Below are 24,429 nucleotides of genomic sequence, written 5' to 3' on the forward strand. Positions count from 1 at the left end.
GAAAATTGCAGATTCACAAGCTTTACTTTCCACCTGTGCAGTATTTTTTATTTCAGTAAAAACAGTGTAGAATGTCGTAATTGGATAAATGTGTGAAATGAAGATGACTGAAAAGAAACAAGGTAGAAGAAGCGCAAAAGACGCTGAAGAAACTCGATTTCAAATAATGACTGTGGCAGTAGAGATGTTCTGTGACTCTGGTTACGAGCGCGTTTCATTACGTAATATCAGTGAGAAAGCGGGTGTGTCTCATAGCCTTATTCGCCACCATTTCGGTAGTAAAGAGAAGATATGGCATGCAATAAGTGATTGTTTGCACGTATATTTCCAGTCTTACATCAGTAAAATCATGCAAGAACTACCGAAAGACGTCGCACCGAATATCGCTATCTATTTGTTTTCTATGCGTCTGTTTACCAACATGATCCATTCACGCATGCCAATGCAACTTCTGTCTGATTCAGTACGTCAAGAAGACAACTTGGTTGATTATTTTATCGATAACGTGGGTGACCTCGAATACGAGATCAACATGCTTGCTGACCAGTACAACAAAGAAAACCCAGACAGAACCATTAATATCTTCGAAATTAAGTGGCAAATGATCATGTTTGCTAATGGTGCAGTCTGCCTTACTCCCTTCATGGAGAGCACTTGGAACGAAGGTGATATGGAAGCAACGGCAGAAGAAGCGCTAATGAAGCACTGGCAGATGTTCAATAAACAAATGGTTAATCAATTTGCTATTGGAGAAGAATGGGTACTTAACCCGATCACTCTAGAAGAATTAATTTATGAAGTGCCGTGCGAGTGGAAATGTAACCCAGAACACAACCACGACTGACATCAATTCCAGGCAAAAAATAATTTGAACGATAAAAAAAATGCGCCGTTACATCATTCATGTAACGGCGCGTTTTTATTGAAAAGGTTTAGAAAGCCCGGTTATCGGCGAGCCTTACCGCGATTTTGGTGAATCTTGAGCTTTGCTTTCATTTTACGCTTTTCTGCTGAACGGCTTTTACTACGACCACCTCGCTCAGGTGACACATCTTGCTCGGGGCTAGGTTCAAAGCCCTTTAGCCACTCTTGAGGTAGACGTGTATCGAGTAGTCGCTCAATTGCGCCCAGCAAGTACGCTTCATCGTGGCTCATAAGAGAAATTGCAAGGCCACTATTCCCCGCGCGGCCTGTACGACCAATACGGTGCACATAGTCTTCCGCTTTGTAAGGCATATCGTAGTTCACCACTTGTTCAAGCTGCTGAATATCGATGCCACGGGCAGCAACATCGGTTGCGATAAGTGCTCTTACTTTACCTGATTTGAAATCATCAAGGGCTTTTTGGCGAGCACCTTGGCTTTTATCACCATTGATTGATGCCGCTTTAATCCCATCCAATTTGAGCTCTTTAACCAAAGCATCTGTGCCCTGCTTCGTCTTAGTAAACACCAATACCTGTTGCCAGTTATTTGAACCAATTAAGTACGCTAGTAATTCGCTTTTGCGCTTCTTATCGACTGGGTAAACCATCTGTTTAACCGTCTCAGCAGTGCTATTGGTTGGTGTCACTTGAATTTCACTTGGTGACTGCATCATGCGGTGCGCAATGGCTTTGATTTTGTTGTCGAACGTTGCCGAGAAAAACAGAGTTTGTCGCACTTCATTCATACGCGAAAGAATACGTTTGATATCTGGCATGAAACCCATGTCTAGCATGCGGTCAGCTTCATCTAATACCAATACTTCTGTTTGGCTCAACATGATGTTCTTAGTGAACATGTGGTCAATCAAACGACCCGGAGTCGCAACTAAGATATCGGCACCTGCACGTAGGTTATCGGTTTGGACCTTCATGCTCACTCCACCATAAGCCACTACCACTTTAAGGTCTGTGCCCTTTGCGTAGCTAGTTACGTTATCAAATACCTGTTGTGCAAGCTCACGCGTTGGCACTAAAACCAGAGCACGAACTAATTTAGGGTTTGGAATAACGTTATCTTTAGTAGCAAGTAATCTTTGAATAATTGGCAAGCCAAAAGCCGCCGTTTTACCCGTACCCGTTTGAGCACCAGCCAGTACATCTTTGCCTTCTAAAACCAAAGGAATCGCTTGTTCTTGAACACTGGTTGGAGCCGTAAAATTAAGCTCTGATAGCGTAGCAAGTAGATGCTCAGACAATCCTAGTTGGTTAAAAGATTTCGTAGATTCAGACATAGTATGATGCTCAAAGATTAAATAGGCGCGGATTGTAGCAAACCTGCATTACGCTGTTTACCTTTCCTTTTGATTTTTCTGTAATTGGAGTGCATTAAACTCGTTTGCTTCCTTCAAAACCATGGGATAAAGCTCATTAAAGTGACACTGCAACGTATCATAGTGACTTTCTAAGTCAGCATAGCACGCTTTAAGCAGACCGAGCTTTGGCCTTCTCAACGCCATTCGTTGTAACACCATTTCTATGGATGACATCTCTTGATAGCTCTCTAGCCATCGTTGATCCGCCATTTTCTGATGAACTATCACGAAATTCTCTGGCCAATGTGGTTCTTGATATTCAAATATTTGTTGATGACTCTCTAAACAAAAGCGCTCTAGTGATTGCTTAGAAAACTGCCCCCAATGATTAGCTAAGCAGTGGTCCCAAAATACATCGAGTGCAATAGGCGCAAAGCGCTTCGTTTGAGCTGAAAAGAGAGATTTTGCAGAGCGAGACACATCATGCCGGTCAGTATAGCTGTCTACAAAGCGATGAAGTCGAATGCCATCAGAAAGTGAGTCTGAATAATATTTATTTGGGTCGCCTTTCACAAAATCACCTAACAAGTTTCCTGCTAGGTTGCTCTTACAGTGTTTTGCGATATGAAGGTGTGCGAGAAAGTTCATTGAACCTCATTAAAGTGTCGAGAACTAAGTAACATGGTAAACGTACTTGTTTATCTTCGCGAACTTTAATGAGGATAGCTTTTGGTATGACGAGTGAGCGAATCAGATTTGCTCAGTATAAGAATTGAAATGAAACGTTAGTTAGAAGATGTAAAAAGCTCTTCTGCTAACTGTTTAACTGTCTGTTCGTAGTCAGATAAATCAATGCCAATTTCCATAGCATCTAACAGTTCAAGACTTTCGTCATTATAAGATTGGTCACTCATTGTGCCCCCTCTATTCCTTGATGTGGACGTATTGTCCAATTAACTAGTGCACCATCTTGGACTTATATTATGTCACTTTGATGAACGCACTCTACTCTACCCATTCCATATTTATAGCTTGAAGCTACTCGCGATCATCAGCGCTTATCTACGCTAAAGGGGTATACGCGAACGACATATGTACTGCCACCTTACACCAAGTACAACAAATTACTCTATAAATTTTGAAGCAGATCATGGTCAAACGTTTGCTTCGCCCTTTTAAGTGCCTAGCTCCAAAACAAACGTAAACATAAATTTACAGTGGATATTTTTAATTACATTAGATATTGCATTTGGAATTAAACTCAATCAGAATGCTTAAAAATCGAGATATTCTTTGGGTTTATACGCTTAAGCTAGAAGAATTACAATGAAAACACACTCTAACGTAAAGAATTATATACAATGAATAAATCAAAGGTTTTCGGTAGTACTTTGATCATTGCAGGCACAACGATTGGTGCTGGCATGCTCGCTCTTCCTCTTGCTTCTGCAGGCATTGGCTTTTCAACTTCACTTTTCTTGATGCTTGGTTTGTGGGCATTAATGGCGTTTACAGCATTATTAATGGTTGAGCTTCACCAATTCGTGGAGTCCGACGCGACCCTACACACACTGGCTCACACGATTTTAGGTACTAAGGGGAAATGGATTGCGAGCTTCGCGGTTATGTTCCTGTTTTATGCTCTATGCGCAGCTTACATCGCGGGCGGTGGTGCACAGTTTAATCAGCGTATTTCAGATATAGCGGGTATTGAACTGAACGGCCAAGTCACAACTTTACTCTTCACACTGCTAGTAGCGGGCGTTGTAACCATTGGCACACACAGTGTTGATAAAGTAAACCGCGTTTTATTTGGTTTGAAACTGATCGCTATGGTTCTGGTACTTAGCTTCCTAGCACCAAACATCACTTCTCAATACCTATTGAGCATGCCTTTACAGCAAGGCCTGATCGTTGCAGCTATTCCTGTCGTGTTCACGTCTTTCGGCTTCCACGGCAGTATCCCTTCTATCGTAAGATACCTAGATGGCGATGTACGCTCGCTACGTAAAGTAATGATCATCGGCTCTGCTTTGCCTTTAGTTATCTACATTTTCTGGCAAGGCGTTACTTTAGGCGTTGTAAGCCAAGAACAATTACTTTCTGACACTAGTCTAGGTGCCCTATTGGTTTCGTTGTCGCAAACGGTGCACCAATCAAACCTTAGCGTCATCGTAGGCGTATTTGCCGACCTCGCTCTTCTCACTTCATTTATCGGTGTGAGCTTGGGTCTATTTGAATTTATGGGCGACTCATTAAGCAATAAGCTAGGTAGTGCAAAACGTGTTAAGACTGCGATTATCACTTTCTTGCCTCCACTTGGCTTTGCACTGTTCTACCCGCAAGGCTTTATCATGGCGTTAGGCTATGCAGCAATTGCACTCTCAGTGCTAGCGATTCTGTTGCCTACCGTGATGGTCTATAAAGTACGTTACACAGATTTCACGATCAACACTCAAGACACCGCTGCAGCCTACCAAGTGCTAGGTGGAAGCAAGGCGTTGTTTTTAGCAGGGAGTATTGGTGTATTTATTATTGCGATTCAAATCCTTATATCAGTAGGGTTATTACCTTCACTGGGCTAATAACGGGTTACGTGAATGATATAATTGATCGAGATCTCATTAATGACATATCGATATCATTAGTTTTCACAATTACTCGGCTTACATCACATTTTTATTGAGGTCGGTTATTTAGAGTCCACGGTAAAGGATTTACCGTGGAGTTTTTATGAAAGAAGTACAATTTCGAACGATAGACAAGCTGTTTATCAAAATGTCTATCAACGATAAGTTTTGGGTTATTTTCTTAATCTTTTTCGCTGCAGTAGCAAGCTTAACTGGCCTCAACTATGTCAATAAAATGGAGCAAATTGACACTAGTGCAAAACAACAAGCCGAATACCAATTACAAGGCATTTTATCAGCCTCAGATATCCCAACTAGCGTAAGTGGCGTGACCCAACAATCAAACCCTCACGCTACAACGATTTCAGATAAAGGCGTTGTTACGGCAACGGCAATCGGTACCGACGGTAAATACTATTCACTGACCCTTCCTAATTACGATACTCAAGACCAAAAACAGCAAGCACTGTACACTTTATTACTCAGCTTTTTATGGTGTGTCCCTTTCGGTCTTTTCTGCTACTGGGTTGCCACTTTCTTAGGTGGCGCACTTTGGGTACTTTATACAACAACTCAAAAGATTGGAGATGGCGATTTAACCTCTCGACTCGGCTTCCACCCAGGACGTGATGAGTTTGGAACGATTGGCTGCGCACTTGACCGATCAATGGATACTCTGACCGAACTGGTAAACAACGTTAACCAAAGCGCCGCAACGCTTAGCGAAACCTCTTCTTCTTTTGAAACTGAGATGAAGCGCAGCGAGACACAAATTATGAGTCAAAACGCTTCGCTAGACTCTGTTGCAACAGCAATGGACCAGATGACAGCTTCTGCAAACGAAGTATCTAACATTTCAGCACGTTCGACCGAGCAGACGGAGCAAGACGCACAACAAATTAACGACAGCCACGCGAAGGTACAACAAGCAATTTCAGAAATAACTACCCTCTCTTCTTTGATCGAGCAAACCTCTTCTTCTGTGACCAGCTTGAATGTGAATACCAGTCAAATAAACGAAGTGATAACCACGATCAATGCTATCTCAGAGCAAACAAACCTACTCGCATTGAACGCGGCCATTGAAGCAGCTCGTGCGGGCGAACAAGGACGTGGTTTCGCGGTGGTTGCTGATGAAGTACGAACGCTGGCTAGCCGAACTCAATCCGCAACGGTAGAGATCCAAGCTATGATTGAGCGTTTGCAACAAGAAAGCCAAAACATTGCAAAGATTACCGAGCAAACCGTCGATCAAGCGCAGACCAGTAGCCAGCTAATTTCAAACATCGGTGACGACGTAAACTCAATTGCTGATTCCGCACAAGCGCTAATGGACATGAGTATTCAAATCGCCACATCTGCTGATGAGCAAAGTAACGTAGCGAATACCATCGCAGCAGAGCTCAATGACATTCGCAGTCAATCCGATGTAATAAAAGAAGTCGCTCAAAACTCATCGAACGGTGTATCAAAGCTAACGGACGCATCGATTACCCTATCTCAGACTTTAGCGAGATATCGCACTTAAACTAACGAAGATGAGCGTCATGGCGCTGGAAAATAATAATCGCCAGCTTCTGAACTAGAAAAAATTGAAAGCAAACTAAAAAGGACTCGCTATGAGTCCTTTTTTAATAAAATCCGCCAATGTCATTACATTTACCATGGGTACTAACGATGAGATTATCATTACCATGAAGCAAGTCGCAAAGGAGAGAATATAAGGGAGCAAAACTGTCTAATAAACGAGCTTAGGAGTAATCTAGCTATACGGGTCTTTTTTCGCTTACCCTCTTGCTGCAGGTGACACATAATGAATAAAACAGAAGCACCAAACATCGAAGACGTGACATGCCCTTTATGCCAACATGACGAATATCTACTCTCGGAAAGTGGAGAGAAGTTTACTTGCGCATCCTGCGGATTTCACACAAAACAATTTAGTAAAGTACTCAGCCTTCAATTGGGCGCTAACTCACCAAAGCTGCAGAGCTCGGTTTATCACCACTTGAGCAGTGCTTGCCATTAATCCAAACGGAAATTTCTTCCAAACTATAGATATCCTGAGCCGCCAGCTCTGCTGTCTCGGCTTTTGGATCATCACTTAATGTCTCATCTACATTCGGTCTTAATCTGAACGACTGAATACCCGCTCTTACACCTGCTTCAATACCTTTCAAGGTATCGTCAACATAAATACACTCATTAGGTAAAAAACCCATATTCATTGCGGTATACATGATCAAGTCTGGCTCTGGTTTCCAGCTGTTTGCATCAAACGCCGAAAACACTTTCCCTTTAAAGTCATCAAGCATACCTGTCATTGCGAGAGAAGATTCAACTCTAGATTTCGGTGCATTAGAAGCAATACAAAATTCGATGTCTTGATGTTTGAGGAATTCAATCAGTTCGATAGCGCCATCCATCGGTTTCAAGTGACGTTGGAACAAGGCTTCTAATTCAGTGCGATATAAAGGTTCGAGTGTATCAATAGAGATGGATAGACCAAGACGAGCCTGCGTGTCCATTAAAATTTCTGCTAGCTTCCCGCCTTGAAAGTGAGCGTAGCAGTCGTTGAGATTTAAGTTGGCCCCAAATTCGCTGAAGACATTGACTAAGGCTTGGCAGCACAGCTTTTCACTGTCGATAAGCGTGCCATCGCAATCAAATATCACACATTTAGTCTGTTCTAACCGCATAGTTCTCTCACTCAGATTCAATCCAAGTTTTATCCTATAGGGTTCTTTCAAAGTGAGGGATGACTGAGGTAACAGTTTACGGATGCATGCTTATTTCTCTTCGCAAAATATGCAGCAGATCACCTTCTGAGTCGCCATAAGCAACAGTTTTCATCAAATTGTCACCAGGCTCACAGTATCAATGCCTGAAAGCTTTACAAATAACTGAAGTTAATAGGAGAAAATATAAATCTTAGAATACAAAAATCGTTGTACGAAGTATTAACTGACTGGCGACTCTTCTTCGACTTTGGATTTATCTTCTATCTTGAAGGTATATTCAAAAGCTGCGGTGTCAGGATAGGTATCTCGTATCGCGACAAACTCTGGTAAATGCTTCAGAAGTAACTGAGTCAGGTTAGGATCAAACTGATAGCCGCATTCTCGCTCAAATAAGTCTACAACCATATCTAAAGACCATGGCTCTTTGTAACAACGCGCGCTCAGCAATGCATCAAATACATCGGCTACGGCGGTGATACGAGCAAACAGGTGTATTTCGTCACCCACTTTGCCATTCGGGTATCCAGCACCATCCCAACGCTCGTGATGTTCATTGGCAATAATCGCCGCTAGGTTGGTAATATCACCTGCACCGCTCTTCAATAAATTATAACCTGCAGTGGTATGAAGCTTCATTACCTCCCACTCTTGCTCGGTTAGCTTACCCGGTTTGTCGAGAATAGACTCTGGAACCGAGATCTTACCGACATCGTGCATTGGGCTGATGATCTCTATCATCTCGACTTCGCGGTGGCTCAAACCGCTGTGCTTGGCCAACAATGCTGACAACTTAGCCACTCGTTTAACATGATTGCCTGTCTCGCCTGAACGTGTCTCAATGGCCTCACCTAGTACATGAATCATCTCTTTTTGGACATTCAAAGTTTGCTTTTGCAGAGACAGAATGCGTTTGTTCTTTTTCGCTAGCTCTTTCTTTTGGCGTAAAGTGATGAATTGCATCACGATAATCAAACTAAGACCCGCAATAACCATGGTCAAACCCAGAAGCAGTTGAAAGTTCTTACGCAGAAAAGAGGAAGGCTCGTTGATAATCACGGACTCTTCAGGCAACGCGCTTTCGCTTAAACCGTATTTCCGAATCGCGTCGTAGTTGAAAACGAAACGTACGTTATCACCTGGTACCAAAGAGCTTTTAAAACCCAGTGGTACATATTTGTCAAGAGCATCGACGGCCTGTTCCCCCATGCTTTGTGAGTGGTTCACATAGCCCCCTAGAACGTCCCCTAAAATATAAAACTGCCAAAGAGCGAATACCGGCGCTGCACTCGCCTTAGATAGCTTCTCAGCAATTTCCGTATAAGAGTGGTAAACACCTTGGGTTAGCTCTGTATTGTAGTGGCTGATTAGCACGGCATCGTCAGGAGAAATGTTTTTCAGGTATTGGCTGGCCTGCTCCAGTGTTTGATTATTGATTTCAACTAAATTGATTTGTGGGAAGCCCGCCATGACTTTATGAACTTCTTTACGGATCAACTGAGACGTGACACTGTAATCATTTACAAAGTATAAGTTCTTGATATTAGGGCGTAGTTGAGAGATAAGCTCGATATTAATATCAATATGCTCATTCTCATAAAGCACGGTCGCTTTATCACTCACCGCATACATGTCGGTGCTGAGATCATTGATACCGACTGCCACTACTGGCGTCGAACGGTCAATAATAGAACTCAATGATTCAAGGAAGTTGGCAGCGTTATCGTCTGTCACAATAACCCCCTCAAACTCATAACCTGAATATTTGGCTTCGAAGTATTCGACTAGAGAGTCATAGTATTGTTGGCTGTGGATACGCTTGGTATCTAGGTGCTCAATAGAGAGCTTAACTTCTCTTTGAGATTGCTTGAACGCACTATCGATGCCCTTTTGGAAATCCGCGGCCCATTGGTAGGAAGGTTCGTAGGAGTGAAGAACTAGGATTTGTTTAACATCCCAGTCATTAGCATAAATCACAGGAGAAAAAGCGCTAACACACAATACAGCGATTGAGATCAATAGCTTGTACATACCGAACCCTTTTTAAAAGACGGTATATTGTACTCAGATTAACGCTTTCTCAAAGGATCTTTAGTTCTCGAACCATACTTTATCGAAAGAACCTTGATCTTGTGCCCAAAAATCATGTAACTGTTTAGCAAACCCGACAATATTTTGATCGTCTTGGTTAACAATATCCGATATTAACACTTCATCTTCACTGACGGTCACAATCGCACTCGCCACTACGTCACCGTTTTTAGTGCCGACATATAAGTCATGCTCATCTGACAACATGATTTGGCTCAGGAACTCCAAGATATTGGCCCTTTCGGCTTCATCTTGGTACGCACTAGCTTGGTTGAGCGAGAAAAGTACCGTGAGTTTGTGAAAATCCACTTTGTGCAATTCATCGATGTGTGAGGGAGTTTGAGCTTGCGGAAGGAGTTGGTAAGTTTTTTGGGAAAGTTGTTTTTTATAGATATCTAAACCTAGAAGGCTCTCTTTTGCGGGGTATGCAATGTCGAGTTGGCTAAATAACCATTGATTTTTCTTTAATGCTATTTCAGGTATTTCGTTATTCATTCTTTTAGTACCTACAGTTAGTATCCCCAAATATCGCAGTTATTTGGAAGACATACGGTCGGCTGAGGCGCCGAGCTACATGCAGAGAGCATACAGAGCATCACCAAAGCCAACAAGTACTTTAAATGCTTCATATTTTTCATTATCTAACAACATCCTTTAAGAACTTAGCGAAAAGCTCTACACTCGTATTCAAGCTTTCAATTTTCCTTATAGTAAACAGAACTATACAAATAAAAAGGACTTCTTATGAAAAAAGCCTTAATAGCAGCCGGTATCATGACAATGTTAGCAGGCTGTTCGGACAACGAGGTTGGCGACGTATCTTTAGGTTTCTTCACAATGAAGGACATTAAGATGTCATCATTAGACGATGACAAAATTCCAGGAGTGACTTGTCACATCGCTTCCATCGAGGCAAACCTCAGCCTTTCTGATCCAAGTGACAGCTCTATTTCTTGCCGCCAAACGGGTGAAATCACGCCTGAAATGATAGCGCAAATTGATAAGAGTAAATCAGGTGAAGTGGTGTTCAAACAGTCGAAAAGTATCTTCTTCAAGACCATGAAAGTTCGCCGTATCTACGACGCTGAGAATCAATCTCTACTCTACTTGTCTTACACAACGAAAGAGACTGAAGGCAGCTTCAAACATAGCTTGTCTACCGTTCCTCTATGGGGCACAGAGGCTTATGTTGATCCTGCGACACTAGTACCAACAGAATAATCAATACGAATCACCTGTACAGACATTGTGCAGGTGATTCAAAATGTAATAAAAATGAAAGAAACAGAAACAAAATGTGATATCATGCGGCAAAATTTTTTCACTGTATTTTTCATATGAAGTTTCCTGGACAGCGTAAATCTAAGCATTACTTTCCAACTCACGCACGTGATCCGTTGGTCAACCAAATTCAACAAACACCTAAACTGCACCGCGCAACGATCGTTGGTGTCGGTCAAACGATTGTTGATATCGAAGCCCGTGTTGACAGCGCGTTCCTAGATAAATATGAGCTGAGTAAAGGTCACTCACTTGTATTGGAAGAAAGTAAAGCCGATGCGCTGTATGAAGAGCTTGTAGAGCGCGGTTTGATCACGCATCAATACCCAGGCGATACTATCGGCAACACACTGCACAACTATTCCGTACTTGCAGACAGCAAATCTGTGCTGCTTGGCGTAATGTCTAAGAAAATTGAAGTTGGCTCATTTGGTTACCGTTACCTATGCCGCACTTCTTCTCGTATGAACCTAAACCACCTACAAACTGTTGATGGTCCGATTGGTCGTTGTTACACGCTAATCACCGAAGATGGCGAGCGTACGTTTGCTATCAACGAAGGACACATGAACCAGCTTCTTCCTGAAAGCATTCCTGAGAAAGTCTTCGAGAAAGCATCAGCGCTTGTTGTGTCTTCATACCTAATGCGTGGTAATCCTGAAGATCCAATGCCAAAAGCGGTACAAAAAGCGATTGAGTATGCAAAAGCGCATAACGTGCCAGTTGTTCTTACGCTTGGTACAAAGTACGTGATCGAAGGTAATGCGGAATGGTGGCAAGAATACCTGAAAGAGAACGTGACTATCGTTGCGATGAATGAAGACGAAGGTGAAGCGTTAACAGGCGAAAAAGATCCACTTCTTGCAGCGAACAAAGCTCTAGAGTGGGTTGACCTAGTACTGTGTACTGCTGGTCCAATCGGCCTTTACATGGCAGGTTACACAGACGAGCTAGCCAAACGCGAAACTACGCTTCCACTATTGCCAGGTAATATCCCTGAGTTCAACAAGTACGAATTCAGCCGTGCAATGCGTAAACAAGACTGTGAAAACCCAGTAAAAGTGTACTCTCACATTGGCCCATACCTTGGTGGCCCATTAGAAATTAAGAACACTAACGGTGCTGGTGATGGCGCACTTTCAGCTCTGTTACACGACATGGCAGCAAACAGCTACCACTTCGTTAACGTACCAAACTCAGAGAAACACGAGCACGCGTGTCTAACGTACTCTTCACTGTCTCAAATTTGTAAGTACGCAAACCGCGTAAGTTACGAGGTATTGACACAGCACTCTCCTCGCCTTTCTCGCGCATTACCGGAACGCGAAGATAGCTTAGAAGAAACATACTGGGATCGTTAATCCACGTTACTTACTACGTGAGTTACCTTTCCTATCTTAAAGGGCTGCGATATGCAGCCCTTTTTGTATTCAGCGTAAATGTGTGCACTTAATGCAAAATCAAATCGAATATTTTGCTCATTGAAGATTTGATCTCGCGCAATGACTCTTCAAATCTGTTATCTTCCAGCACATAATTCCTGTGGTTTGCCTTTACTTAGCAAATTTATACAGTACCATCGCCACGCAAACGTTTACGTACCACCTTTCGGTTCTGATATAAGGATCAAATATGCAGTCTGATATCGATATTTGTCGCTCTACTCCCCTTAAAAACATCAGTGAGGTTGCCAAGCACGCTGGCCTACAAAACAATGAACACCAGCCATTAGGGCAATATAAATCGAAGGTGTCTCTCAAATCACTTGAACGCTTATCAGAGAAACCTGACGGAAAACTGGTTGTTGTGACTGCGATTACGCCCACGCCACTCGGTGAAGGTAAGACAGTAACGACCATCGGGTTAGCGCAAGGGCTTGCCAAGATTAACCAATCAGCAATGGCGTGTATTCGCCAGCCTTCAATGGGCCCAGTATTCGGTGTTAAAGGTGGTGCTGCTGGCGGTGGTTACTCTCAAGTTGCGCCTATGGACGAATTAAACCTTCACCTGACTGGCGACATTCATGCCGTAACGGCCGCTCATAACCTTGCCTCTGCAGCGATCGATGCACGTTTCTATCACGAACAACGTGAAGGCTTAGAAGCTTTTGAGGCGCGCTCTGGCTTGAAAGCCTTGGATATCGATTCCAGCAGAATTGTTTGGAGACGTGTACTCGATCATAATGACCGCGCATTACGTATGATCACTGTGGGTAAAAACGAATCTGATAAAACGATCAACGGTTATGAACGCGAAGACGGATTTGATATCTCAGCGGCCTCAGAACTTATGGCTATTTTAGCACTGGCCGATGACCTTCAAGACTTACGTCAACGTATTGGTCGGGTTGTTCTTGCCTACAATAATCAAGGTCTACCTCTAACCGCAGACGACTTTGGTGTGGCTGGTGCAATGACCGTGACGATGAAAGACTCCATTGAGCCGACATTGATGCAAACGCTCGAAGGCGTTCCAACCCTAATCCACGCCGGTCCATTCGCAAACATCGCCCATGGCAACTCTTCAATTATTGCCGATAAGATTGCGCTAAAACTGAGTGACTTTGTGGTGACTGAAGGCGGTTTTGGTTCTGATATGGGCTTCGAAAAAGCATGCAATATCAAAGCGAAAGCTTCCAATAAGAAGCCCGACTGTGCGGTAGTTGTTGCGACATTGCGTGGGTTAAAGGCGAACTCAGGTTTATATGACTTGAGACCTGGTAATCCACTACCAGATTCAATCTTCAGTGATGACCAAGATGCGCTAATTGCTGGTTTCGAAAACCTGAAATGGCACATCAACAACGTTAAGCAATATGGCGTGCCTACTGTTGTTGCCATTAACCGATTCCCACAGGATTCAGAGCAAGAACTCGCTACGTTGAAACAGATGATCACAGAATTTGATAGCAAGGTAACAGTAGAAGTCAGTGAAGCGTTTGGCAAAGGCGGTGACGGTGTCACTCAACTCGCTCATGCCGTAGTCAAAGCATGCCAGAGTGACAGTGAATTTAAACCACTGTATCGAGCAGAGCAAAGCTTAGAAGAGAAACTGATGGCGGTTGCGGAAATCGGTTATGGTGCGGCGAGCATTACCCTATCCCCTCAAGCGAAACAGCAACTAGCGGAGTTTAAACAGCACGGCTTTAACAAGTTATCTGTATGCTTAGCAAAAACACCACTTTCTATTTCAACAGAAGCACAAGTCAAAGGTGCACCAAGCCAATTTGACGTTCCTGTCAGGGAGCTAAAACTGTGTGCGGGTGCCGGATTTATTTACGCTCTATGTGGCAATGTAATGACGATGCCTGGATTACCAGATAAACCAGCATTCATGTCGTTAGACATTGATAGCAATGGAAATATTGTTGGCCTTAGTTAGACACCTTTATCCAGATAAATAACGAAAAATCGAGATTTAAACGCTTCTTTTTTTCGGAACGAAAGTCTATATCGAGCAACCGTTTTGTTGTTGATGGGTTGCTCGATAATCAAGCTTAATTGCACAAAGTTGCAGTAAAACCACGATAATATGCAAAACTTATCTTAAGTTCTGGGTCAAGATCACATTAAAAACCCTATAAAATATATAGTATTGCGCTGATTCTTTGAGGACAGTGATGAATACAAGTATAAAAAAACTAGTCGGCCAATTTCTGTGTACCGTATTTGCCCTAGGATTAGTCCCTGCCCTCTATATCAACTCTGAATTTGACAGAGTAGAAGCCCAGCACTCGTTAAACATCAAGCAGTCTAGCCAAAACCAAATCGAATACAGCTTTCATGAACTAGCGGTCATCGTTGAACAGATCTCCAGTTCAGTCCCTTCTATAGCTGAATCAAAAACACTTCTACGTGCAATCAACGAACCATCGACCGTTCATACTGAAGCACTGCAAGATCTTTGGGTTATGTTGGCTCGCGGTCAGAAGTACTATTCTCAATTACGCTACCTTGATTTAGACGGGAATGAAGTCTTCAGAATTAATTACAAGAATGGTCAAGCCAAGGTCGTACCCACGAACGAACTTCAAGACAAATCGTCCCGTAGCTATTTTGAGGTGCTGAAACAATTAAAGGTTGGCGACGTCAGTAGTAAAGGGATTGATCTAGAGGTTGAAAATGGCGAAATTGTTCGACCTTTAGTACCGGCGCTTCGCATCATGTCACCAGTAGCTGATAACAACCACATCATTGGTTACTTCATTGCTAATCTAAATATGCTTGAGATTTATAAGCGCCTTCATTATCAGGTTGGTGATTCTTCTGCCGTCCCAATCATCCTTAACAAGACGGGCCACATCATTATGGGTCCAGACCCTTCTGAGTCGTTCGGCCATGTAATTGAAGCGCGTTCAGAACAAACCTACGCCAAACAGTACCCAAAACTTTGGGCAGCGATACAAGACAACACCTCTTCTAGCTATTTTGATGGTAAAAACTGGTATTTTCACGCCGATATCAGCCCGAAGATCAAACAGTTTGAAGGCCCTATCTACATGGTTCTTCACGTCGAAAATCAACAGTTTAATAGCCAATATCAACGCGAAAACCACGCCATCGTTGTACAGATCGTTACCTTAACGATTTTAATCTCAATGATCTCGGCAGGGTTTGTGCTCTGGAACAGAAACCACAAGAAAAACAGTATTGAAAGCCAGTTAGCAAAAGCCGCGATGAACGGTATGTCTGCCTTAGTAATCACCGACCGTAATAACCGCATTATCAAGGTAAACCAAGAATTTACACGCGTAAGCGGCTATGACTTAGAGGATGTTAAAGGTCGTCAACCATCGATGTTCGCGTCCGGTCGATACAATGAAGAGTTCTACATTAAAATGTGGGGCGTAATCAAAGAGAAAGGAATGTGGGAAGGTGAAGTGGTCAACCGCCGTAAAGACGGGTCGTTAATCACTGAAATACTTCGCATCCAAACCATCAAAGACGCTAAAGGTGTGATTCAGTTTTATGTCGCATCGTTTGTTGATATCAGCAAACACAAAGAGCTTGAGAACAAACTTAGAAACTTGAGTGAAAAAGATGCCTTAGCGGGGTGTTGGAATCGACGTAAGTTTGATCTTGAGCTGCGTGACGAATGTTCTCGTATTAATCGTTACCCTACCCGCGAGCACTCTTGCTTAGCGATTTTGGATATCGATCACTTCAAACGAATCAACGATAGATTTGGTCATGACTATGGCGATCGAGTGATTCAGACCGTTGCTCAAGTATTGCAACGTGAGTGTCGTGAAACTGACTTCGTTGCGCGTATTGGCGGTGAAGAGTTTGGGGTTATTCTGCCTCACACCACAACAAAAGAAGCTGACTACGTACTTAATAGACTGCGAATTGCGGTTAGCCTTGAGCTAGACAGTATTGTTACCGTCAGTGCCGGTATCACCAACCTAACGAGCGATCCGGCTCTCAACTATAAATGTGCCGACTTGGCGCTATATGAAGCGAAAGCCGCGGGCCGTGATAGCGTATGTTTGTTCTTAGACACAGAGATGAGTGAAATCGCCTAGCTCCAAAGCGTCAGCTAGGCAACCTTCTTGGTTCAATAGCTATCAGTTTGGCGCAGGGTGAAACTCTAACTTATTCCCTTCAACCACGAGAATGCAATCCATCTGAGCAGCGTGAGCAGCTTGTTTACCAAGGTCCGTATCTTCAAATACCACACATTGCTTTGGTTCTAATCCCATACCAAAGCAAGCATCCAAAAACGTATCAGGGTTTGGCTTATGATTTTTGACGTCTGTAGCGGTAACAAGAATATCGAGCTTGCTAAGAATGTTCGTCTTTTCTAGAAGCTGCTCCGCACTCTTGCGCTGGCTTCCAGTACCAACTGCAATCTTTTTGCTACCTAAGTGTTCAAGCAACAAAGAGTGCGTACATGGGATGACATCTCCCTTTTCTTCAATCGCCGCAAATGAAGCCATTTTGAACGTTGACACAGCCTGCGGATCGAGAGACAAACCGTATTTACTGTTTACCTCACCAGCTATTTTGTAGCTCGGCATACCGCCCAAACTATGCAACCAAGATGCTTCAAAATGAAAGCCGAACTCATCAGCTGTCTGCTGCCATGCCTGTACATGCGCTGGCATTGTGTCGATCAACGTACCGTCCATATCAAAGATTAATCCCTCATATGCCGTTAAATCTATTTTCATTGCTACTACCACTCTTTAAGAAAGTTACTGATACCATAACCAATATTCAGTATCATGACGCTATATTACCGTTCAAAATGGAAGTTTATGTTACAAATATCTAACTCTGTATCCATTCAAGACTGGGAGATCCAGTTAACTGCGATCAGAGCTCAAGGTGCTGGAGGCCAAAACGTCAATAAAGTATCGAGTGCAATACACCTTCGCTTCGATATCAACCACTCCACTCTACCCGATTTCTACAAAGAAAAGTTGTTAGCCTTCAAAGATAGCCGAATTACTAAAGACGGTGTGGTCATCATTAAAGCTCAACAATATAGAACGCAGGAACAAAACCGAGAGGACGCGTTAATACGCCTGAAAGAACTGATTTTAGAAGCGACAAAAGTTCAGAAAGTAAGAAGAGCCACTAAGCCTACACGTAGCTCGCAAAGAAAGCGTCTAGAGAACAAAAAACAGAGAAGCAACACCAAACAACTTAGAGGAAGAGTGAGCTAGCTACTTCATTTCCCCTTGGTGCACCCATCACCAATGAAACAACTGCTCTACTCGGTTTACGCCCACTGTCCCCTCTCTATTTCGGTTTTTTGATCGATAAAATCAGCTTAATTAACAGCAGCCGCTCTTCACTAGTGAGTAAACGACTGACCGCGGCGACATCTTCAGCCGTCGCATGAGAAGCGCCTACTATATCCAGAACAACATCCAAATCTGTCACTTTTAGCGTTCTTGTTATTGAACGATATTGAGACATCTTAATATCTGCTTCACCGCGTTCGATTCGCTGATACGTTTTCAAACTCATACCTGCACTAGCTGCGAGCTTTTCTTGTGATAAATTCGCTCGCTTCCTGCGTTCAATCAGTGCCATGATTATCGGCTCTTGTGACATAGGGCTCTCTCCACTAGACAGTTATGACCTAATTTCAGCAAGAAGCAGACCATATTGACTTGCCCATGTTTACATAAGCCATCAAAGGCATATTATTCGAGCCTTAAAAAACCTTACGTTTCATAAACCTCAACGCAAAGGTCAGTGATATGTATTTAGGCGAATAAACTTGGTTTAACCAAGGATAGGAAATATTAGAAATTGCAAATTGCGAACAAGAAAGACGTCGAGTTGGAAATTGCGAATTATTACAAATTAGCGTTTCCTTGCATTAAGCAGACTTTGAATTCAAACACTACCCGTGCTGATATTATTGCAGTTCAGCACAGGCTTCTGACCTACAAAGAAGTGTTGTTACACGCAGAGATGCTTGATGATAAAGAGCTCAAACTGGCCTTTTCTGCGTTAAACCTTAATGAGAAAAGCGTGGCGAAAGACGGTATTCTCAGTATCAATAAAGCGATTAAAGAAATGGATGAAATAATCGAAAGGTACAGTAGGAAGACCAATGTAGTGTTCACGTAACCACGGACGTCAACATAGCTATATAAACACTATCAAAAACTCAATAATACAGAATCAAAAAAGTCGACGTCATCATTCGATGAAACGTCGACTTATTCAAAGTAATCAGCTTCTAGCGTTTAACTGCTCTTCTAACACCAGCGATCAACATCAGCATACCTAGCAAACCAAATGAAACACTACCGCCACTGCTACCAGAACTCGATGGAGTGCGCGCATTCACATAAGCAGTGCGCTTAGCATCGGTCGAGACAAACTTAGGTGTTTCATTACCGGCTACGACACTATCAATCCAATCTTTGTAGTCATAGATTTCTGTGAATACCGATGTGACGGTAGAACTACCACCACAAGTTTCAGGGCCAAAGCTGGTAATACCGACTTGTCGATAATCTGCTCCGTCTAACCAATAAACTGGACCGCCAGAGTCACCTTGGCACGTACCACCGTACAAACCAGTGAACACGCTGTAATCCCCTCTAAAACAAATCTGATTATCCGTTAAAGCAGAGCCATCGGAAAAAGCCGACGCGCACGTGGTATTATCTACATAGTTAAGCGGTGCTCTTTGTAAAATCGTCGTAGCATCAAAACCAGAACGAGTATCACCATGCCCAACTGCGACAAAGTCATTTACGCCAATACGGTAGCTATCATCAGAGGGACGTTTTACTACGTCATTAACTGAATCGATATTAAGTGCACTTTCTAGCTTTAGAACGGCAACATCGTTACGCAATAAATCACTCAACGCATTTGAATAATCGCTGCGATAGTACACTTCGGTTACACGTGCTTTTTGAATATTACCATTAGGGAATTGAGACGTATCTTCAAGCTGAGGAACAACCGTAGTAAACAACTGCCCTTCTTCATTTCCATAAATACAGTGCGCAGCAGTCAGAATATGAGTCGGATTTAAAATGGTTGCGCCACAATAAGCACCTGTCGAGTACACACCATCGTAATCAATACGATCGATGAACAAGCTGGCCATTGAAGGGAAATCGCTAACTGATGCATCGCTGCCATTAACAATATAAGGTGTCACAGTCGCGTCAGGAGAAACTTCGACCGAGTTTTCTGTCGCCATAACACTTGATGTGTAAATCATTGGCGCTAAAAGCCCTAAAACGGCTTTACGAACTGGACTCATTGTATGATTCACATTCATAGATAACTCCTTGTAACCCCTACTACTTATTTACAAAATTGATGAATAGACACCATAACACGTACTGACCATCATTATAGTAAGTATTTGTAACGATATTGCCACATCTCTCAATTTATAGACGAATTTAACAACCTGACTTCAATTGTTCTATTCTGCCTTGTATACGTTTCAAAAAACAAAAAAGCCTACCGTTAAACATCCCTAAAAAGAGAAGCTAACAATAGGCTTTCGTTATACTTTGTGTTTTCTCTTAAAAGAGATTAGCCACGGTAGTAACGTTGAGGTACGAATGGCATTTTTTCTACTGTCATTGGTAACTTCTTACCACGAACTTCAGCAAATACTTCTGTCCCGATAGCCGCTAGATCAGTGCGCACGTATGCCATTGAAACAGGTTTACCCGCGTTAGGACCAGCAGTGCCACTCGTTACCACACCTACTTTGTTTCCTTCCGCATCGAACAGTTCAGCACCTTCACGTACAGGCGCTTTAGTTTGACCCACTAGACCAACACGCTTGCGTTGAACGTCTTTAGTTGCGATTTGTTCAAGGATGATATCAGCACCTGGGAAACCGCCAGCACGCTCACCGTCAGTACGACGCACTTTTTGAATACCCCATAGAAGGCTAGCTTCTACTGGAGTCGTTGTTGTGTCTAAGTCATGACCATATAGGCATAGGCCACACTCAAGACGAAGTGAATCACGTGCGCCAAGGCCAATCCACTCTACTTCAGCTTCTGCCGTTAGTTTACGCGCTAGTGCTTCAGCGTGATCGTTCGGTACTGAGATTTCATAGCCATCTTCACCTGTGTAACCACTGCGGCTCACGATGCACTCTACGCCGTCGATATCTACTTTTTGAACATCCATGAACCGCATGTCTGCAACGCTTGGTTGGAAACGAGCAAGAACTTCAGACGCTTTCGGGCCTTGAAGTGCTAATAGAGCGCGGTCATCAATCACTTCCATTTCTACATCTGCAGGAAGGTGAGCCGTTAGGTGGTCGATATCTTGTGTTTTACACGCCGCGTTCACAACAACAAATAGGTGATCGCCAAGGTTAGCAACCATAAGATCATCCATGATGCCGCCCTGTTCATTAGTAAAGAACGCGTAGCGCTGCTTACCAGAAGGCAGGTCGATAATATCTACTGGAACCAGAGATTCTAAAACAGCGGCTGCATTTTCACCGTGTAGACGCAGTTGCCCCATGTGAGAAACATCAAAAAGACCAGCAGCGTCACGAGTGTGTAAGTGCTCTTTCTTTACACCTAGTGGATACTGAACTGGCATGTCGTAGCCAGCAAAAGGAACCATTTTTGCACCGACTTCAACGTGAAGCGCATGCAGAGGTGTTTTTAGTAGGTCTTGATTAGCGTGTTCTTGAGTCATTTTATTCTCCATGAAGCGTTGCAGGCTTTCCAAATCGAATCTGCCGCTTATATCTCTATTTAGAGTCGCCTCTAACGATATGGGTTAACGTTAGAAACAGTAGATAGTAAAAAGTGATGTCTTCTATATAGGCTTTTATTACTAGCGATATAAAAAGAGGCTTCTGTATAAAAGCTATACGACTCACTTTCTAAGAATTCACTTCAGTAAACTTCAATCAACATGAGTAAACCGTGTTCACTATAGTAAACAAGCCTGAGTCAGTTTTACACCCTTAACAAGATTAAAACAGCTCAAAATGTGACATTTAACAATTTAAAAACAATTTTCAATCGCATACAAAAACGCGATATTGATGCTTTTCACACCAATATCGCGTCTTTTGGCAAACGTTAGAAACAAAAGCAAACGTTTGCATTCACTATAAGAAATTCTAACTTTGTTAACTTATTTTGCAGTCACCCACAAAATCAGTGCATCTTCTGTACTAGTAGAAATCAACATATGGCCCATGTTGGCGTCGTAATACATGCTATCACCTTCGCTCATGGGTACCGGCTCATAGAATTCTGAGTAGAACATCACATCACCAGAGATCACCATCAAGAACTCTTCACCATCGTGGCGAACCCAATCGTTATACTCTTCAAAGGTGCGTGCTCTCACTCGGCTCTTGAACGGCATCATCTTCTTATTCGAAAGTTCTGTCGCCAGCAGTTCATGCTCGTAAGTCGGAGTTGGGTGAGGTTTGCCCTGGCCTGCTTTAGTTAAGTCACGACGTCCTGTGGCAACTTTTTTTCTTGGTGGCTCAAAGAGTTGCGGCATATCGATTTGCAAACCCATAGCCAATTTCTGCATCGCTTGGAACGTCGGTGAGATTTGTTCGTTCTCGATTTTACTCAGCGTAGAGCGCGCCAAACCAGTGCGTTGGCTCGCCTCTTCTAACGTAATGCCCAGCTTGCTGCGGATATCTTTAATACGCTGGCCGAGCCTAAGTGGTTCGATATTCTGATCTAACGTCTCTTTCGCCAACGTTAAAGATGGGTACTCATCATAAATGTCTTCTGACATAGGTCCCTCATTTATTTCTTACTTCCTGTCTATTGATTTCATTGTGCATGAAGCGCTTTGTTGATTAAAGAGCACACAGGGAAATAAAGCGTGCTCCCTGTAGCAAAACGAGAAAAACTGTTTCCTATTGGAAATTTTTGTTGAAAATTGATTTTATCGGAGCTATGTTATCGACTTGTTAGATGAAGAGATGCTACTTCAGCTTGCAGCAAGTGATAGATTTAACATTTGTAAGAGCTGTTTTTTACCCGAAATTTTTGGGAACCAATTCGTGCTGCATTGACCCTACAACGATCGCTTTGACGCTATGGTCGTATAAATAAGAAGCAACGCACTATTTATACACCTATATAACGCAAACGATACCGATGCAGAAATCAACGTAAGACCTAATGGACTATAAAAACAATCACCATTAGCTTAATGAAAGGTCTCGACAATGAACGCTTATCAAAACCATAGCTTAGACAGTTTTTTCTCTACGAACCTATCTGCGACTGACGACGCAGTATTTGCTGGAATCCAAGCAGAGAACACTCGTCAAAACGAACAAATCGAACTTATTGCTTCTGAGAACATCGTTTCTAAAGCAGTAATGCAAGCTCAAGGCACTTGCCTTACCAACAAATACGCAGAAGGCTACCCAGGTCGTCGTTACTACGGTGGTTGTGAGCACGTAGATACAGTAGAAGCTATTGCGATTGAACGTGCTAAACAGCTATTCAAGTGTGAATACGCGAACGTACAACCTCACTCAGGTGCTCAAGCGAACGGCGCAGTTAAACTTGCCCTACTTCAACCTGGCGACACTATCCTAGGTATGTCTCTTGACGCTGGTGGTCACCTTACGCACGGTGCACGCCCTGCGCTTTCAGGCAAATGGTTCAACGCAGTTCAATACGGCGTAGACCGCGACACTCTTGAAATCGATTACGAAGCGGTACGCGCTCTTGCTATCGAATGCCAACCTAAGATGATTATTGCAGGTGGTAGTGCTATCCCACGCGTTATCGATTTTGCTAAATTCCGCGAAATCGCTGACGAAGTTGGCGCTATCCTAATGGTAGATATGGCACACATCGCGGGTCTTATCGCGACAGGTGCCCACCCTAGCCCACTGCCACACGCACACGTTGTAACGACAACGACACACAAAACACTTCGTGGCCCACGCGGCGGTATGATTCTGACCAACCACGAAGACATCAATAAAAAGATCAATTCTGCAGTATTCCCAGGCCTACAAGGCGGCCCACTAATGCACGTAATTGCGGCTAAAGCTGTCGCATTTGGCGAAGCACTTGGCCCAGAATTTAATACTTATATTAATTCAGTGATCGATAACGCAAAAGTTCTTGCTGAAGTGTTGCAAACTCGCGGTTGTGACATTGTGACTGGCGGAACTGACACGCACCTAATGCTGGTTGACCTTCGTCCTAAGGGCTTGAAAGGTAACGTAACTGAAGAAGCATTAGAGCGTGCTGGGATCACATGTAACAAAAATGGCATACCATTCGACTCAGAGAAGCCTATGATTACTTCGGGTATTCGTTTAGGTACGCCAGCTGGAACCAGTCGTGGTTTTGGCACTGAAGAATTCAAACTTATCGGTGAATGGATCGGTGATGTTCTTGATGGCTTAGTTGAAAGCCCTGAAGGCAACGCTGAAGTTGAGCAACGTGTTCGCAAGCAAGTTAAAGAGCTTTGCAAACGCTTCCCTCTTTACCGTTAATCCGTTTTTAAGATTTAAATTAAAACCTCATAAATTTTTGGAGAATAAGCAATGGACAATACACTTAAGTTTGCAGACAGCCACGAGTGGGTAAAAGACAACGGTGACGGTACTGTAACTATCGGTATTTCTGAGCACGCTCAAGAGATGCTAGGTGACGTTGTGTTTGTTGACCTGCCTGAAACTGAAGACGAAATTGAAGCTGGCGAAAGCTTCTCTCTAGTTGAGTCAGTTAAAGCTGCTTCTGATATTTACGCGCCAATCTCTGGTGAAATCGTAGAAATCAACGAAGAACTAGAAGATAGCCCAGAGCTAATCAACGAAGAACCTTATGAAGGTGGTTGGATTGTTAAAGTGAAGATGTCTGATGCGTCTGAACTAGACAACCTTAAAGATGCGGAAGAATACCTAAGCTCTATCGAAGAAGACTAATAGGTAACCTCATTACGATAAAGCTGCTCTTGTGAGCAGCTTAATTTTAGGGGCTA

The 24,429-nt window shown here is 43.1% G+C and carries 22 protein-coding genes; 11 read left to right on the forward strand and 11 right to left on the reverse strand.

The features are described 5' to 3' along the window. Window positions 1-97 precede the first annotated feature (97 nt). Window positions 98-844, forward strand: coding sequence for a TetR/AcrR family transcriptional regulator (locus OH460_RS03260; protein WP_269995026.1), 747 nt, complete (start codon window positions 98-100; stop codon window positions 842-844). A gap of 101 nt (window positions 845-945) precedes the next feature. On the opposite strand, the gene OH460_RS03265 is transcribed toward OH460_RS03260, so the two are convergent. The 3 genes from OH460_RS03265 to OH460_RS03275 all read right to left on the reverse strand — a co-directional run bounded on the left by OH460_RS03265 (window position 946) and on the right by OH460_RS03275 (window position 3,152). Further along, window positions 946-2,217: a DEAD/DEAH box helicase gene (locus OH460_RS03265; protein ID WP_061030982.1), complete on the reverse strand. Its 1,272-nt coding sequence runs from the start codon at window positions 2,215-2,217 to the stop codon at window positions 946-948. Window positions 2,218-2,274: 57 nt separating this feature from the next. Beyond that, window positions 2,275-2,886, reverse strand: coding sequence for an acyl carrier protein phosphodiesterase (locus OH460_RS03270; protein WP_269995027.1), 612 nt, complete (start codon window positions 2,884-2,886; stop codon window positions 2,275-2,277). A gap of 137 nt (window positions 2,887-3,023) precedes the next feature. Continuing rightward, on the reverse strand, window positions 3,024-3,152 hold the full coding sequence (locus OH460_RS03275) for a hypothetical protein (RefSeq protein ID WP_008216938.1): 129 nt from the start codon (window positions 3,150-3,152) through the stop codon (window positions 3,024-3,026). Window positions 3,153-3,599: 447 nt separating this feature from the next. On the opposite strand from OH460_RS03275, the gene OH460_RS03280 reads away from it, so the two are divergent. Both OH460_RS03280 and OH460_RS03285 read left to right on the forward strand, forming a co-directional pair. Beyond that, window positions 3,600-4,823: an aromatic amino acid transport family protein gene (locus tag OH460_RS03280; protein WP_061030984.1), complete on the forward strand. Its 1,224-nt coding sequence runs from the start codon at window positions 3,600-3,602 to the stop codon at window positions 4,821-4,823. A gap of 148 nt (window positions 4,824-4,971) precedes the next feature. Continuing rightward, window positions 4,972-6,396 carry a methyl-accepting chemotaxis protein gene (locus tag OH460_RS03285; RefSeq protein ID WP_269995028.1) on the forward strand — a complete coding sequence of 475 codons (1,425 nt, stop codon included), beginning with the start codon at window positions 4,972-4,974 and terminating at the stop codon, window positions 6,394-6,396. 442 nt (window positions 6,397-6,838) lie between these two features. Here the strand turns inward: OH460_RS03285 and OH460_RS03290 are convergent, their stop codons facing one another. The 3 genes from OH460_RS03290 to OH460_RS03300 form a co-directional block, all read right to left on the reverse strand. Beyond that, on the reverse strand, window positions 6,839-7,567 hold the full coding sequence (locus tag OH460_RS03290; RefSeq protein ID WP_269995029.1) for an HAD-IA family hydrolase: 729 nt from the start codon (window positions 7,565-7,567) through the stop codon (window positions 6,839-6,841). Between the two features lie 261 nt (window positions 7,568-7,828). After that, the gene (locus OH460_RS03295; protein WP_269995030.1) at window positions 7,829-9,637 is read right to left on the reverse strand and encodes an HD domain-containing phosphohydrolase; all 1,809 of its coding nucleotides are present in this window, start codon (window positions 9,635-9,637) and stop codon (window positions 7,829-7,831) included. Window positions 9,638-9,697: 60 nt separating this feature from the next. Beyond that, on the reverse strand, window positions 9,698-10,192 hold the full coding sequence (locus tag OH460_RS03300) for a hypothetical protein (RefSeq protein WP_116870684.1): 495 nt from the start codon (window positions 10,190-10,192) through the stop codon (window positions 9,698-9,700). Window positions 10,193-10,441: 249 nt separating this feature from the next. On the opposite strand from OH460_RS03300, the gene OH460_RS03305 reads away from it, so the two are divergent. The 4 genes from OH460_RS03305 to OH460_RS03320 all read left to right on the forward strand — a co-directional run bounded on the left by OH460_RS03305 (window position 10,442) and on the right by OH460_RS03320 (window position 16,502). Further along, window positions 10,442-10,918, forward strand: coding sequence for a CreA family protein (locus tag OH460_RS03305; protein ID WP_269995031.1), 477 nt, complete (start codon window positions 10,442-10,444; stop codon window positions 10,916-10,918). Window positions 10,919-11,034: 116 nt separating this feature from the next. Beyond that, a complete protein-coding gene (locus OH460_RS03310) occupies window positions 11,035-12,339 on the forward strand; it encodes an inosine/guanosine kinase (RefSeq protein WP_008216948.1) in 1,305 nt (434 codons plus the stop codon). 271 nt (window positions 12,340-12,610) lie between these two features. Continuing rightward, window positions 12,611-14,359 (forward strand): formate--tetrahydrofolate ligase, encoded by a 1,749-nt coding sequence (locus OH460_RS03315; protein WP_269995032.1) that lies wholly within the window; start codon window positions 12,611-12,613, stop codon window positions 14,357-14,359. A gap of 238 nt (window positions 14,360-14,597) precedes the next feature. Beyond that, entirely contained in the window at window positions 14,598-16,502 is a 1,905-nt protein-coding gene (locus tag OH460_RS03320; RefSeq protein ID WP_269995033.1) for a sensor domain-containing diguanylate cyclase, read from the forward strand. 42 nt (window positions 16,503-16,544) lie between these two features. Here OH460_RS03320 and OH460_RS03325 read toward each other — a convergent pair whose 3' ends face one another. After that, complete coding sequence (locus OH460_RS03325) at window positions 16,545-17,150, reverse strand: beta-phosphoglucomutase family hydrolase (RefSeq protein WP_105058163.1); 606 nt, start codon at window positions 17,148-17,150, stop codon at window positions 16,545-16,547. 87 nt (window positions 17,151-17,237) lie between these two features. Here OH460_RS03325 and arfB point away from each other — a divergent pair, with 87 nt between their 5' ends. Next, complete coding sequence (gene arfB, locus OH460_RS03330; RefSeq protein WP_269995034.1) at window positions 17,238-17,648, forward strand: alternative ribosome rescue aminoacyl-tRNA hydrolase ArfB; 411 nt, start codon at window positions 17,238-17,240, stop codon at window positions 17,646-17,648. 76 nt (window positions 17,649-17,724) lie between these two features. On the opposite strand, the gene OH460_RS03335 is transcribed toward arfB, so the two are convergent. Next, entirely contained in the window at window positions 17,725-18,042 is a 318-nt protein-coding gene (locus tag OH460_RS03335; RefSeq protein ID WP_008216956.1) for a helix-turn-helix transcriptional regulator, read from the reverse strand. Window positions 18,043-18,243: 201 nt separating this feature from the next. Here OH460_RS03335 and OH460_RS03340 point away from each other — a divergent pair, with 201 nt between their 5' ends. Then, on the forward strand, window positions 18,244-18,567 hold the full coding sequence (locus OH460_RS03340; RefSeq protein WP_269995035.1) for a hypothetical protein: 324 nt from the start codon (window positions 18,244-18,246) through the stop codon (window positions 18,565-18,567). A 112-nt stretch (window positions 18,568-18,679) separates the two neighbouring features. On the opposite strand, the gene OH460_RS03345 is transcribed toward OH460_RS03340, so the two are convergent. The 3 genes from OH460_RS03345 to OH460_RS03355 all read right to left on the reverse strand — a co-directional run bounded on the left by OH460_RS03345 (window position 18,680) and on the right by OH460_RS03355 (window position 22,209). Beyond that, on the reverse strand, window positions 18,680-19,741 hold the full coding sequence (locus tag OH460_RS03345) for a S1 family peptidase (RefSeq protein WP_269995036.1): 1,062 nt from the start codon (window positions 19,739-19,741) through the stop codon (window positions 18,680-18,682). 263 nt (window positions 19,742-20,004) lie between these two features. Then, window positions 20,005-21,138 carry a glycine cleavage system aminomethyltransferase GcvT gene (gene gcvT, locus OH460_RS03350; RefSeq protein ID WP_269995037.1) on the reverse strand — a complete coding sequence of 378 codons (1,134 nt, stop codon included), beginning with the start codon at window positions 21,136-21,138 and terminating at the stop codon, window positions 20,005-20,007. 447 nt (window positions 21,139-21,585) lie between these two features. Continuing rightward, complete coding sequence (locus OH460_RS03355) at window positions 21,586-22,209, reverse strand: helix-turn-helix domain-containing protein (protein WP_017059847.1); 624 nt, start codon at window positions 22,207-22,209, stop codon at window positions 21,586-21,588. Window positions 22,210-22,648: 439 nt separating this feature from the next. Between OH460_RS03355 and OH460_RS03360 the strand changes: the two genes are divergently transcribed. Beyond that, entirely contained in the window at window positions 22,649-23,941 is a 1,293-nt protein-coding gene (locus tag OH460_RS03360; protein ID WP_008216961.1) for a serine hydroxymethyltransferase, read from the forward strand. Between the two features lie 51 nt (window positions 23,942-23,992). Further along, window positions 23,993-24,373, forward strand: a complete 381-nt coding sequence (gcvH, locus tag OH460_RS03365) for a glycine cleavage system protein GcvH (RefSeq protein ID WP_008216962.1) — start codon at window positions 23,993-23,995, stop codon at window positions 24,371-24,373. Window positions 24,374-24,429: the final 56 nt, after the last annotated feature.

The organism is Vibrio sp. Makdt, assembly GCF_027587015.1.
GTDB classification, from domain to species: Bacteria; Pseudomonadota; Gammaproteobacteria; order Enterobacterales; family Vibrionaceae; genus Vibrio; species Vibrio chagasii_B.

Bases quoted from the DNA above. Each gene is read 5' to 3' on its own strand.
- OH460_RS03260 (WP_269995026.1), top strand. From the start codon at position 98: ATGAAGATGACTGAAAAGAAACAAGGTAGAAGAAGCGCAAAAGACGCT.
- OH460_RS03265 (WP_061030982.1), bottom strand. From the start codon at position 2,217: ATGTCTGAATCTACGAAATCTTTTAACCAACTAGGATTGTCTGAGCAT.
- OH460_RS03270 (WP_269995027.1), bottom strand. From the start codon at position 2,886: ATGAACTTTCTCGCACACCTTCATATCGCAAAACACTGTAAGAGCAAC.
- OH460_RS03275 (WP_008216938.1), bottom strand. From the start codon at position 3,152: ATGAGTGACCAATCTTATAATGACGAAAGTCTTGAACTGTTAGATGCT.
- OH460_RS03280 (WP_061030984.1), top strand. From the start codon at position 3,600: ATGAATAAATCAAAGGTTTTCGGTAGTACTTTGATCATTGCAGGCACA.
- OH460_RS03285 (WP_269995028.1), top strand. From the start codon at position 4,972: ATGAAAGAAGTACAATTTCGAACGATAGACAAGCTGTTTATCAAAATG.
- OH460_RS03290 (WP_269995029.1), bottom strand. From the start codon at position 7,567: ATGCGGTTAGAACAGACTAAATGTGTGATATTTGATTGCGATGGCACG.
- OH460_RS03295 (WP_269995030.1), bottom strand. From the start codon at position 9,637: ATGTACAAGCTATTGATCTCAATCGCTGTATTGTGTGTTAGCGCTTTT.
- OH460_RS03300 (WP_116870684.1), bottom strand. From the start codon at position 10,192: ATGAATAACGAAATACCTGAAATAGCATTAAAGAAAAATCAATGGTTA.
- OH460_RS03305 (WP_269995031.1), top strand. From the start codon at position 10,442: ATGAAAAAAGCCTTAATAGCAGCCGGTATCATGACAATGTTAGCAGGC.
- OH460_RS03310 (WP_008216948.1), top strand. From the start codon at position 11,035: ATGAAGTTTCCTGGACAGCGTAAATCTAAGCATTACTTTCCAACTCAC.
- OH460_RS03315 (WP_269995032.1), top strand. From the start codon at position 12,611: ATGCAGTCTGATATCGATATTTGTCGCTCTACTCCCCTTAAAAACATC.
- OH460_RS03320 (WP_269995033.1), top strand. From the start codon at position 14,598: ATGAATACAAGTATAAAAAAACTAGTCGGCCAATTTCTGTGTACCGTA.
- OH460_RS03325 (WP_105058163.1), bottom strand. From the start codon at position 17,150: ATGAAAATAGATTTAACGGCATATGAGGGATTAATCTTTGATATGGAC.
- arfB (WP_269995034.1), top strand. From the start codon at position 17,238: ATGTTACAAATATCTAACTCTGTATCCATTCAAGACTGGGAGATCCAG.
- OH460_RS03335 (WP_008216956.1), bottom strand. From the start codon at position 18,042: ATGTCACAAGAGCCGATAATCATGGCACTGATTGAACGCAGGAAGCGA.
- OH460_RS03345 (WP_269995036.1), bottom strand. From the start codon at position 19,741: ATGAATGTGAATCATACAATGAGTCCAGTTCGTAAAGCCGTTTTAGGG.
- gcvT (WP_269995037.1), bottom strand. From the start codon at position 21,138: ATGACTCAAGAACACGCTAATCAAGACCTACTAAAAACACCTCTGCAT.
- OH460_RS03355 (WP_017059847.1), bottom strand. From the start codon at position 22,209: ATGTCAGAAGACATTTATGATGAGTACCCATCTTTAACGTTGGCGAAA.
- OH460_RS03360 (WP_008216961.1), top strand. From the start codon at position 22,649: ATGAACGCTTATCAAAACCATAGCTTAGACAGTTTTTTCTCTACGAAC.
- gcvH (WP_008216962.1), top strand. From the start codon at position 23,993: ATGGACAATACACTTAAGTTTGCAGACAGCCACGAGTGGGTAAAAGAC.